This window comes from Candidatus Zixiibacteriota bacterium (genome assembly GCA_036480375.1).
Classification (GTDB): domain Bacteria; phylum Zixibacteria; class MSB-5A5; order GN15; family JAAZOE01; genus JAZGGI01.
This window is the reverse complement of sequence record JAZGGI010000034.1, coordinates 1-12,534: the sequence shown is the minus strand read 5'-3', so window position 1 is coordinate 12,534 and position 12,534 is coordinate 1. Positions and strand designations below refer to the sequence as shown.

The following is a 12,534-nucleotide window of genomic DNA, read 5'->3' as shown; positions in this document are numbered from 1 at the left end:
GACAGATGGGCTGTGAAATTCGATCCACCTCAAGCGATTGATCATCTGGCCGGATAACCTGATCAGAACTCGACTTCGTACGAAACCCCTAGCGAGGGCAAGATTCCGAACCAGAAATCTTCCGGTTCAACAAGCAATACTGCGTCATCGCCTTCACCGCTAACTAAGTAGCTGTAGCCACGGACGTTTTCCCGCGCGTAGACATTCAGTACTTCCAGGAACATATTGAGTCGACCTCCAGCCAGATCGAAAAACCGGTTGAGTCGGAAATCAAGTCGATGGAACGGCTCGAACCGAGCATTCCATTCCTTATCAGGCACTATGTAGTTGATCACCGTACCCGGTGAGATCTCTACGCGCTCCAGATGAAGACTGGTGTAAGGCCACCCGGTGTGATACTGGAAGGCCAGGTTTAGCTGCCATGACGGTCCGGGCCTGTAGATCAGATCCAAATAGAACGTGTTGCGCACGTCACGAGGCGACTTCAGGACCTGATCATAAGTATCCTCGACTCCGGTTCGCGGAAAGTAGATGGACCGAACACTGTCTTCAACTTTGGCATGGGCATAGCTGACGTACCAGGAAAGCCTACTACCAATATCGCGTTTGAGGTAAATCTCAATTCCTCGGGCGGTGCTACTTTCCCGCATGACTGCCTGCCGATCGTATCTGCGCTCCGGAAACCGCTCATGGCTGCTCAGCGAATTTCGATAATCGGGGCGTAGACGGCTGTATTTCTTGAGGTAGCCTTCCACCCTGAGCTGGGTGCCGCTCTCGAACTGGTGCTCCAAGCCGACTCCATACTGGTCGGCTCTTTGGGCAGGATGAAACCGATCCTCACCATCAACGATGGATATCTCTTCAATACCCTCGGTCTGGTAGTACTTGCCCCATCCCGCTCGAAGAGAAGTTTGAGGGTTAACCTGGTAGATCAGGCCAACCCGGGGAGAACCAAGGGCGTCGCCGGTATGCGACGCATAGTCGTAGCGGCAGCCGGCCTCGGCGATCAGGCTCTTGTCGATATTGAACCGACCGGAGAAATAGGCTGCGAATTTGCGGCCGTACGGTTTCAAACCGACTAGGGTAGTATCGACCTGGGCCAGGTAAGGCCCCCAACGATCACCCAGCCATCTGAGTTCGTAGGTGAAGCTCCGGCTGGTATAGTCCTGTCTCGCCCGGAGAGACCGACCGTGCAATCCAAACTCCAGGTTAAACTGATCTGAGGCCTCGTACTGCCAGTCCGTTTTTAGGCCGATACAGATACTGCTCTCCTCTTCGCTGATGATGTGCTCCGGAAGGTTGAAATTGTCATCGATCTCCTGGCCGCGTCGGTTGTGGTTGAGTCTGCTTACCGAGACGATTGACCTGGACATCAATCGCCGGTGCCACATCGAATGAAGATTTATCCAGGCGTGAGTGTTTCCATAATCGGAAATCAGAGTATCCATATCATCTTCCAAGAAGTTCAGATCATCGTGGGCGTGCAGTACGTCAAAATTCAGAACATGATTGCGATTCACCTGGTAGGCGACCTTTCCAAAGAAATCGTAGTAGCGAGGTTTCAGATCATCGGCTGCCCCCACTAGATTGAGCACCAGATCGATAAATCCCCGACGCGCTGACATCAGCCAGGTGCCTCGTCCGTTGCCGAACGAGCCTTCAGCCAGAGCCCGGAAGTTTGAGAGGCTGAATCCTGCTGAGATTCTGGTTTTGTCGACCGGAATACTCCTTGAACGGATATTGAAAACACCACTCATTTTGTCGCCATATCTGGCTGGAAAGCCTCCGGTCATGAGATCCACACCTTCCACGGTGGCCACGTCAACAACACTGACCGCACCCCCATCGAAATCTTTCATGTGGAACGGCTCGGATATCTCCAAGCCATCCAGAGTCACCAGAACTTCTTCGAATTCGCCTCCCCGGATCTCGAACTTGGAGGAATAGTCGGTGCCGCACATGCCGGGCAGTCTTCTGACCGCCCGGAAAAAATCGTCGCCCACCTGGGGAACAGTGGCGATCTCCGCCCGCGAAAGCGTCTGATGTACAACCGGTTCTTCGCCCATGATGGAATAGCTACCGGGAATAACGACTATCGATTTGACCGTAACCTTTTTTGGCGTCAATTCAACTGTAATCTGGGTGATTTGGTTGGATGCTAGGGTGAGGTTCGTCAGGATTCTGGACTCATAGCCAACGCGACTGACCCTAAGCGAGTAGGAATCCGGTGCCAAGTTAGCAAATTCGAATCGGCCCGAAGCATCGGCCTTGAGCTGTCTCTGGGTACCGACCAGTTTGACCGTGGCCCAGGAAAGCGGTTCTCCCGTGAGGGTATCGACTACGGTACCAATGAGACCTCCAGGCTGGACCTGTAGTCCCGATTCGGGCCTACCGGGAGTACTTAAAAGCAGCACTCCGAGAATACATATTACTCCGAGATTTCGCATATAGGGGCTTCAAAAACGCGGTTTGTTCCTTTTAGTATTATGAGTATACAAGAATTTCTTCGAATGGTCAATAATTTACTCGTTTCCTGTTAAGGCCAAATAGAAATGTCCTGTTTTGTTAATTGAGCACCCATCTTCATTCGTGCAATAGATTTCAAATTTGGCGACCTCCTCCAGGGATGATTCATGGCCGGGAGATGGGATTTTCCGGACCCCCGATTGCTCCTGGAAGGAGTTATTTTTTTCGGTATTTCTAAGATTTCCCGGTACTTCAGACTGACCCCCACCGCGGCTGATATGTAAAGAGCCATTAAGTCTCTCTTCCACGACAACCTTCGGGTTATGAGCCTGTACAGAAGTCCAGACAGTAGAAAGCACCAGACACTAACAGGCAATAATAGCAACAACTTAGCTTAAGTATTTTGTCTGGTGTTTTCTCTTATTATTTCTTATCTTGGCTAATTATGTTAGAAAAATGTTAGAAAGAGGTGTATGTAAGATTTCGGTGTCAATTATCCAATTTGTTTGAAGCCATACACGAAGTGTCATCTCTAAATCAACTCTTCCACTGCGTTCTTTAGTTCCTCTCCGCTCACGTTTTGATACTGTAGTACGCCCTCGCGGTCGATCAACCATGTGGAGGGAGTAGAACTTATACCATAAAGAATTGCCGTTGCATCCTTCCAACCATCATAAGTGCAGGTGATCTTCCAGGGAATGTCGTTTTCTTCAAGAAATCCACGCAAGAGTTCTTTATCGGTATCTAAGCTAATGCCAATGATTACCAAGCCCTGTTCGCTATATTGATTGTGTAATTCCCTTAATTCCGGCATGGCCCTAATACAGGGCGGGCAGGCAACATCCCAGAAATCAATTAGAACTACCTTTCCTTTTTTGGCGGACAACTCGAATTCTTCACCGTCCAGTAAGGAAACTGTAAAATCCTTGGCCGGGTGTTGCAGCCCGATTATATCTTTCATATGTCTGATCGCTTTTTGGAAGTTGTCGTATGATTGCAGTTGCTCCCACTTCTCATCTTCGAAGATCCTGTACTTGATAAATCCCCGATCATAGACTGCCTTTTCGATCCAAGCTATGGTGCTGTCCAGATCTTGCATACCCAGGTAACTGTCTGCAATTTTCAAATAATTCCAGGGGGACCTTCTGCTCTCCAGCTGTTGTGAAAGCTCCTCCAATTCAAATGCGACGGTCAGGGCTTCATCATACCTACCCAACTTCTGTAGCATAAACTGCTTTTTGTCAGTCCAGTTCAGAATACGATCCTGACGAATAGAGTATCGATTGGCAAGCGCCAGCATCTCTTCCAGATTGGTTAGAACCAACTGATATTCGTCATTATCCCAGTTTTGATCAAGAGTGGCCAGCAGTTGAACTATCCGATCTTCCGCCTGCTGTTTGGTCTTGGGTGACTGCGTGTCACCACTGCAGGAACAGGCAATAGAGATACATACCACCAATACAAGATTCACTCTTGCTTTCATATGACCATTAATGCTCATCCATTCGTCCTCATTGCTGTCGCGAGTTGATAGATCTTTCTCTTATACGACATGGTGTTCTTGGAGTTTCATTTAGTTAGAGTTTAGCAAAACCCTTCATTGGTTCTGCCCTCTTATCTGGAAGGAAATCCCACTCAAAATAAAACCCCCGAAGCCGTTGAACTTCAGGGGCTTAAGTTTGGTAGCGGGGGCAGGATTTGAATCCCTGACCTTCGGGTTATGAGCCTGTACATAGGTCCAAACAGTAGAAAGCACCAGATACTAACAGGTAATAACAGCAACAACTTAGCTTGAACCTTTTGTCTGGTGTTTTCTCGCATTATCTCTTGTTTTGGCTAATTATGTTGAAAAATGTTAGAAGGAGGTGTATGTTAACATAGACGTGCGCCCACACGATAGGGGAAGTTGGCGACCATAACAGCACGCCTATCGTATTAACGAGCCCATAACATCTTGAAAAAAGACACTGTCTCCCTTGTAGAAAATTCTCTCTTGGCCTTTGAAATAATCGTAATCTCCATGCATTTCAAAAGTATACTTGAAATCACCCTCAGAGAACTCTCTTGGCCCCCGAAATGGAATATCATCCTCAAAATTCATTAAAGCTCTTTTTAGAAAAGGGAATGCCTGTTCTTGAAAAAACTGTTCACCATACTCCGAATTATTTTGTCCTTGATATGCCATACACCAGATAGGATCTTCTTTATAGAAGACAACCTCTCTTTCGGGAGCCCAAGTACTTCCCGCATAAGAATCATGATATCTCAAGTCACACTCTGAATACTCATGATCTGTATGGCCTTGCGATACCGGAATCTCGCATAAATGTCGTTTCCGTACTTCTTTTGGGGCCGCATAAGTATGTCTGTGTGCTTTGGCGATGAACGCTATGAGAGCTATTTTGTCCATATGGTTGATCCTTTCCAAGATCTAATCTACGACACGCACTATTCCCGATCTGTTTATCAAAATGCAAGAATAAATAAATCTTGTTCAGAATCAATAAACTCCTTGCGAGTAGATAATCCAACCTAAATCAATAATATCTCTTGATGGCAATCAACCGTGTAAACCTACATATAAACGAAGAATATGACCTATTGACCTTCGGGTTATGAGCCTGACGGTCATTTCAAATCAGAACTCCAACTTATTCACCGTATTAGAAAGATGATCTGGAGAAAGATGGGCGTAAATCATCATTGTCTGGATATCAGAATGGCCCATGAGCTTCTGTACTGTTGGCAAATCAACCCCGTTCAGCACAAGCTGACTGGCAAACGTGTGACAAAGAGAATGGAGAGTTGTCAGTTTTTTTCAATACCAGCTTGCTCTCTAATCTTTATTAGTTTTTCTCGAAGCTTTGCCTTAATATGAACCACCTTCAACCTCCCCAATTCCCTCAAACTCATCCTGACAATATCCTCGCCGGCCATAATCCTCCCTAAATTTTGGGAACCCATTATAGCCTCTCATGAGGACATTTCTATTTTGCTCATTTAGGACATTATCACTTTGTCGGAACAGTCAGCAAATAAAAATTCGATTTGGCTTTTTGTTCGATTATACGTATTGTATAGGCTTATCGGCATTAAAGGAGAGAACATTGGCGCATAACGATTTTGATAATTTACCGCCTCTGGAGCGGTTACGGAAGATAATGTCCCGCCTGAGAGCCGAAGACGGCTGCAACTGGGATAAGGCGCAAACGCATAAAAGCCTGTTGCCCTATTTGATTGAGGAAACTTACGAAGTCGTCGAAGCTATCGAAAGTGAATCGTCGGGTAGGCTCCGGGAAGAATTGGGAGATTTGTTAATTCAAATCTATTTTCACACCCAGATCGCGGATGAGGAAAAGCGATTTAATATCGACGATGTCGCTTCGGATATTTGCGTGAAGTTACTTCGCAGACATCCTCATGTTTTTGGCGAAAAACGCGACCTAAATCCTGATCAGGTTCGCGATCAATGGGAAAAGATCAAAGTTGACAGTAATGAAAAAGAATCGGTTCTCTCCGGAATTCCTCGGTCAATGCCGGGGCTTCTGCTGGCTTATCGGGTCGGCGAAAAAGCGGCCGGAGTCGGTTTCGATTGGGACAATGCCAAAGATATTTTTGATAAGCTTAAAGAAGAATCCGCCGAATTTGAAAAAGAATTTAATGAAAACGATAAAGAACGCATGACCCATGAGCTGGGCGATTTAATCTTCGCGTTGGTTAATTTGTCACGCAAATTGAAAATTGACCCCGAATACGCTCTGAGGCGCACTGTCGATAGATTTATCGAACGATTTGGATTTATTGAGAAAACTCTTAAGTCTCAGGGGAGAAAGTTCTCGGAGACAAATTTAGAGGAAATGGAAAAACTTTGGAACCAGGCCAAAAGTTGAGGCCTTTTAATCGTAATAAGAATAAATAAACCGATGTCAAAACTTATCGAATCGGTTTGACTTTATTATGGACGCGTATTATTATGCCCGACTGAGGATGATATGACCAATGCCAATTTACAGGAGATGGTTCAACCCGTTGTTCGGGATTTGAAAGCCTTCGACCAAAGGCTATATAAATTTCTTTCGGCCAATTCCAGGTTGATATCCGGTATTATAAAACATATCATGTCCGCCCGGGGGAAACGGCTTCGTCCGGTTATTCTATTCTTATCCGCCCGCGGAGGGGGGTACACTTCCCCGAAAATGATTGACGCCGCTCTGGCCATTGAATTAATTCATACCGCGACTCTGCTGCATGACGATGTCGTCGATGAATCTGACATTCGCCGGGGACAGGATTCGGTTAATCATCGCTGGACGAATCTAATCTCGGTTTTGATGGGTGATTTCCTTTTTTCAAGAGCCTTTCGAATACTGGTCGAAACAAAATCGCAGGAATTAATACAATCTATAAGTTATGCCACCGAACGAGTCAGCTATGGAGAACTTCGACAGGTTGAGGAAGTGGCCAACTACGAGTTGAGCGAAAAAGATTATTTGAAAATCATTTCAGATAAAACCGCTTCTTTATTCGCGACGGCTTGTGAAGCCGGTCCGATTTTGAAGAGGGCCGACGGCAAAGAAAGAAAACGGTTTTACAGTTTTGGCGAAAATATTGGAATCGCGTTTCAAATCGCCGATGATTTGCTCGATTATGTCGGTGATACCCGGAAAACCGGGAAATCGGTCGGAAGTGACTTAATTCAAGGCAAGGTAACTCTTCCTTTGATATATGCGCTGTCCAACTCATCAGCAAAGACCTGCCGTGAAATAACAAAATCACTCAACAACGGAATTAACAAGCGCGGAATAAATAAAATTCTCCGGTTTGTCACCGAGCGGGGCGGTATTGATTATGCCTACCGTGCCGCGCATAAGTTTTCCCAGCGAGCCGGTAATTCATGCGATAAAATGAAAAATAATATTTACCGCAAAACCCTCAAACAAATTCTTGATTTTACCGTTGCCCGTGATAATTAATTGCCGCCGCTCCCTTCAAGAATTATATTCACTTAATAATCAATTCTAAACCGATATGCAGCTGGTGCGTATAAGAAATAATTATGACCGATTATAGCATAGATTTTCTGGGGACATATCTTTGGTTAAGCATTTTACTGTGTGCGATATTTTTAATTATAACTTACCTGTATTATCGCAAAACAACTCCTCCGCTTTCTCTTTTATCTAAATCAATATTGATTGTGCTTCGAGTCACCGCGCTAATCGCTCTGTTTCTGGTATTGACACAACCGGTTCTAACAATAACCGAAAGATATCAAAAGAATAAGAGGGCTGCCGTCATTATTGACTGTTCCAATTCGATGGATCAACCGGTTAATATCAATTCCGATAAGACAAAACGGGAATTAGTCGATGAAATTCTGACTCGCAATGAACTTGTCATTCTATTTGACAGCCTCGATTTGGAATATTATTCATTTGCTGAATCTCTTGATGTCACCAGGACCGGAATTAATCTTAACGGCGGGAAAACCGATTTCGGGACGGCTCTCAATCAACTACGAAAATCAACCACACTCGACCGGCATGATTATATCTTCTTGTTTTCAGACGGCCGTGGGACAGATGGAGAAAATCTGGCCGATTTGGCGCGGGGTTTTGATCGTCCCATTTATACCGTTGCGGTCGGCGATTCAATTGAGAAAAACGATATCGCGCTCAACGAGGTGCAATACAATAACGTAATCTATGCCGGTCGCCAGACTGAAATTCAAGCCATCATTTCGCAGCAGGGACAGGTTTCCGGATCGCTTCAGGTACGACTATTGCAAGGTAATCAAACCCTCGTTCAGGCTTCGGCACCGCCGCCCGGTTCCGGCAAGACCGCCGAAAAGTCGCTGACGTTTACTCCGGCGGCGCCGGGGAAAATGATCCTTGATCTTGAGATTACAGGCGATTCCGGTGAGCAAAATCGGCTCAATAATCGCCGGAAATTTGCCGTACGAGTTCTCAAAAGCAAAGTTAATGTCCTTCTGTACAGTTCGTCCCTGAATCAGGAATACGCTTTTCTGAATCGTTATCTGCGGGGCCGGGAAGATATCGAGGTTGTCTCGGTTATTGATGCCGCCGGAGGGGACAGACTGGGGGATAGATTCCCCAACACGACGGAAAAACTCAACAGCTATGATGCCGTTATCCTGATTGATCCCAATCTGGGGCGATTGTCGCAACATTATGATAAATTCGTTTCTTATCTCACCGACCGGGGCGGTGGACTGTTTGTCCTCATGGGCGAGGAGTACGCCAAAAGCTGTTCGCGAAGCCGCATCGAATCTCTGATGCCGCTGGCGGTATCTGAGGCTCAGATAAATTACGGTCGATATTTGATGATTCCCGATCCGCAGATGATTCTTCATCCGGCGGCTAAGCTGGGAGATTCGCGGGAAGAGATTGAAAACACCTGGGCAAATCAGCCGCCTTTTGCTTCGGTCGTAATCGTAGATTCCGTTCGTTCTACGGGCGTGGCTTTGGCCTATGCCGAAGGCGAATACAGTCGTGACCGCAGATGCGGTTTCGCCCTGCGGCGGATGGGCGCCGGGAAAATTCTTGCTTCGGCCGTTTTGCCGTTCTGGCACTGGTCGTTTTATCCGTTCGGGGTGGGAGGCGACGCCTCGGTTTATCAGGAATTGTTTTCCTCCTCTATCAGATGGCTGACGATCGGCGATGAAACCGACCGGATTAATTTTGAACCGCAATCCGAGGTGTTCCAGGACGGGGAAGAGGTTATTTTCTCCGGAGCGGCTCATGACGAAGGGTTCCGGCCGATTGAAAACGCATCCGGTGAATTGATTATCGTTTCGGCATCCGGTGATACCACGCGGGCGAGAATTATTCAAGATATTACGAAAGTTGGCGCGTATCGTTCGGAAGCCGGTATCCTGGCGCCGGGGGAGTATTCCTTCCGGGCCGAATTGATGGCCGAAAACGTCAGGCTGGGTCGGTTTGAGGGCCGCTTTGCCGTCGATGATATTGATCGTGAGACGGCTTTTGCCGACGTGAACTGGACCAATCTGGAGCGGGCGGCGGTCAATTCCGGGGGAGTATTCGCGCCGTATTCGGATTTGCAGCCGATTATCGACGCTGTTGATGCTTATCCGACCCGCGTCACGGAAACCGACGATATTCGCCTCTGGGATCATTTGGTTCTTTTAATTATCATAATTGTTTCGCTTTCTCTGGAATGGTTTATTCGCAAAAGTAAGCAGTTGTTGTAGAATATTGGCGGGATCGCAGGGATCCGGCACTACTCGCTTCTAAAATGGGTTTGTTTCCTCAGATTAACGTTTCTGGTCATATCAAGTCGGTGGTGATTACGACAGGCGCATGCCTGTTTTTTTCCCCGTAGGGTTCGCTCGCGAGCGAACCGAAGATTCGTTGCGACATATATGGCGGGCTTGTCGCGACGAGCCCTTACTGATGATTGTGTATTTGCAATATGATTCATCTTATATATGAGGATGAATTCCGAAAACACGTTAGATTGGTTGAATAATTGTAAATGCTTTATGTGGGACCCGGCCCGAAAATACGCTTCGCTTAATTTTCGGACAGGCCACGTATCACAATGAACTAAGTTCTTCTAAATCGCTCTTTGTTTTCTCAAGTATATTTTTAAAACAGTCATTGCAATATCGCTTTTTGCTAGAAACTCCACGTCCAGATTGAGGAATATCAATGCACGTAGTACCCTTTTCTAGCGTTGTCTTACAGCGTTTGCAAGCCGATTTTCTTTTAACGCTTGCTCTTTTTGGTGTGCCATTAGTACCGGAAATAAGTGAAGGGGTTGGACCCTTAGGTTTCCCTTTGCTCATAATCACTCCTTGCTTTATGAACTCTTCTAACCAGAATCTTAAGTATTTCATCTAGAACCTTTGGGTCAAGTACTGATCTAAAATCCTCAGAACTACACTCCGCCCGCTCTTTGCCCAAACGTTTGTTTATCTCATTATTCACCATCATGACCGCAGAAACGAAGTTATTTGGCCCCATTATCTTTAAGGTAGTGTATTTGTAGGGAATCTCAACGCCTGTCATTTCAAGCATTATATTATTCAAGAGAATCTTGGCAAGGCGTTTACCCTGTTCATAAACTTGATGTTTCAGTGTTTCCCATTCCTTTTGGGGTAATATTGGAAACGCTTCAGAAGCATTCCGCTGGGAAATTGTCTTGCCTTTGGCCTGCTTTATAATTTCTTCCGCTATTGAAGGATCCAATCCTAAAGACTTAAGCTTTTCACGTAAATCTTCTATGATATACTTTTCATCCATATCGGCAAAATCCTCTTCCCATAGTGCATCGACGATCTCGCCACTAATTACAACATCGCTTTCATCTGCAGACAGTCTTGCCGAACCTTCCCGCACACTTTTGGGTACCTCAGGTTCTGCACCGCTGATAACTTTCTCCCAGAAAGCTTGATCATCATTTTCAAACTGCTTGAATTCTTTAAGGCGTTGATCCAAGTTCATGCCAAGGTGTGTAACAATGTGACCATTGTTGTCAGGATGCGATGGGCGGTTTTGTACAACTACACGCATAATTCGACCTACGAATTGGATATAAGGTGCCAAGGTGCGAAATGGGCGAAAAATAGCTGCAACACTTAGTTTAGGATGATCAAAACCCTCGCCAAGCATTTGTACCTGAATAATGCAGTCAAGAGTGCCATTATAGAGGTTTCTCATAATATCATCTTTTTCGTCAGTAGTAAGTTTGCTATGAATAACTTCGGCATTGTAGCCACGTTCGATATACAAAGAACGGATTTCCTTGGCATGGTTTATAGAACATGCTACAGCAATAAGTTGATGTCTAGTACCTGTTATCCGCAGGTCTTCCAACTTGGCAAGACTATTGTCAACAATGTGTTGGTTGCATGGTTTCGCAAGTGCGACATTTCGACTAAACCATTCCTCCTCTTTTAACTCAAGTACTTCCTCAAGTGTATATATTCTATTTTCGTCATCTGAAAAAGATATTTCAATTTCTTTGGGTGCTATATAACTTGCCTTTAGTCGTTTTATGTATCCCTTTAGTGTTGCGCTTCTGAATGAGTAACGATACACTAATTTGCCATCTATTTCCTGACGGTCGCTACGAAATGGCGTCGCAGTTAAATGTACTACCTTAGAGTCGGGGAATTTGTCAAGAACTTTTTTCCAACTGGAAGCCGCACTATGATGCGCCTCATCAATAATTATCATGTCGAAGAAGCGATCAGGGAATTGAGCTAACCATTTATCGCCGTTAGTTGCTAGCTGTTGGATATTGGTTATTATGATATGTGCTTTTTCAGCCACCGATATATTGCCGGACTCTAAGGTACAGACTAAGGGTCCAGAGGACATTTGAGAATTAGACAAGACTTTAACCTTGCGCCAAAAACATTTTCGCCTATTGGTAATGTCCATTGACTCGTATAGGGTGTTTTTTATTGTAAGATTTGGTGCAATGACCAGAACTCTACCTCTGGCTAATCCAATTGGTAATATTGAAGCTAAACCAGATTTACCACAACCCACAGGAATTTGAATAATTGCTTTGGATTGGCCCTCTTGAAAAAACTCATATGTGGAAATGTAGCCCTCAATTTGCGGTTCGCGTAAATTTAAATTAGAGTCAATGTTTGCATCTAAAGAAACGAAAAATGATTCAACTGGCTGATTCGATCTAAGCCACTCGTCTAGCTGTTTTTTTTCGAATGTCCATTTTTTTCCTATTTTGCTAGCGGGAATTCGTCCCTCGCGCGCTAATTCGTAAATGACGGTTTTCCCCAGATTTAAGTACGCTCCTGCTTCCTCTATAGAAAGCCATTCTTTTTCAATATTATCCATTGATAAATCTCCTTTGTGATAGCAAATGATAGTAAATGACAATAAATGTGTCAAGTTATTATTTCAAAAATTGAGAAATGTGATTACTTCTCCCGGGTGCCCCAAGTCTTCAGACTTGGGAAGGATAACTTCTACAAATCATCTATCGGCACGATCTGCAGCCCATCCAAAAATAAGCGCAGCGCTCTTTCGGGCAGGTTCCCACATGTGAACATTT

At 45.4% G+C, this 12,534-nt stretch carries 10 protein-coding genes; 3 read left to right on the top strand and 7 right to left on the bottom strand.

Annotated elements, in window-relative coordinates:
• Positions 1-62: 62 nt before the first annotated feature.
• From V3V99_10845 to V3V99_10825, 5 genes are all read right to left on the bottom strand, one after another.
• The gene (locus V3V99_10845; protein ID MEE9443149.1) at positions 63-2,447 is read right to left on the bottom strand and encodes a TonB-dependent receptor; all 2,385 of its coding nucleotides are present in this window, start codon (positions 2,445-2,447) and stop codon (positions 63-65) included.
• Between the two features lie 75 nt (positions 2,448-2,522).
• On the bottom strand, positions 2,523-2,774 hold the full coding sequence (locus tag V3V99_10840) for a hypothetical protein (GenBank protein ID MEE9443148.1): 252 nt from the start codon (positions 2,772-2,774) through the stop codon (positions 2,523-2,525).
• Positions 2,775-2,998: 224 nt separating this feature from the next.
• Complete coding sequence (locus V3V99_10835; protein MEE9443147.1) at positions 2,999-3,922, bottom strand: TlpA disulfide reductase family protein; 924 nt, start codon at positions 3,920-3,922, stop codon at positions 2,999-3,001.
• A gap of 471 nt (positions 3,923-4,393) precedes the next feature.
• Positions 4,394-4,876 (bottom strand): DUF5680 domain-containing protein, encoded by a 483-nt coding sequence (locus tag V3V99_10830; protein MEE9443146.1) that lies wholly within the window; start codon positions 4,874-4,876, stop codon positions 4,394-4,396.
• Positions 4,877-5,274: 398 nt separating this feature from the next.
• Positions 5,275-5,403 (bottom strand): hypothetical protein, encoded by a 129-nt coding sequence (locus V3V99_10825; GenBank protein ID MEE9443145.1) that lies wholly within the window; start codon positions 5,401-5,403, stop codon positions 5,275-5,277.
• 170 nt (positions 5,404-5,573) lie between these two features.
• Between V3V99_10825 and mazG the strand changes: the two genes are divergently transcribed.
• The 3 genes from mazG (at position 5,574) to V3V99_10810 (ending at position 9,697) form a co-directional block, all read left to right on the top strand.
• On the top strand, positions 5,574-6,356 hold the full coding sequence (gene mazG / locus V3V99_10820) for a nucleoside triphosphate pyrophosphohydrolase (protein MEE9443144.1): 783 nt from the start codon (positions 5,574-5,576) through the stop codon (positions 6,354-6,356).
• A 102-nt stretch (positions 6,357-6,458) separates the two neighbouring features.
• Positions 6,459-7,439: a polyprenyl synthetase family protein gene (locus V3V99_10815; GenBank protein MEE9443143.1), complete on the top strand. Its 981-nt coding sequence runs from the start codon at positions 6,459-6,461 to the stop codon at positions 7,437-7,439.
• 83 nt (positions 7,440-7,522) lie between these two features.
• Positions 7,523-9,697: a vWA domain-containing protein gene (locus V3V99_10810; GenBank protein ID MEE9443142.1), complete on the top strand. Its 2,175-nt coding sequence runs from the start codon at positions 7,523-7,525 to the stop codon at positions 9,695-9,697.
• 345 nt (positions 9,698-10,042) lie between these two features.
• Here V3V99_10810 and V3V99_10805 read toward each other — a convergent pair whose 3' ends face one another.
• Positions 10,043-10,294, bottom strand: a complete 252-nt coding sequence (locus tag V3V99_10805; GenBank protein ID MEE9443141.1) for a hypothetical protein — start codon at positions 10,292-10,294, stop codon at positions 10,043-10,045.
• The gene (locus V3V99_10800; protein MEE9443140.1) at positions 10,275-12,317 is read right to left on the bottom strand and encodes a DEAD/DEAH box helicase family protein; all 2,043 of its coding nucleotides are present in this window, start codon (positions 12,315-12,317) and stop codon (positions 10,275-10,277) included. The genes V3V99_10805 and V3V99_10800 overlap by 20 nt, the downstream gene beginning before the upstream one ends.
• Positions 12,318-12,534: the final 217 nt, after the last annotated feature.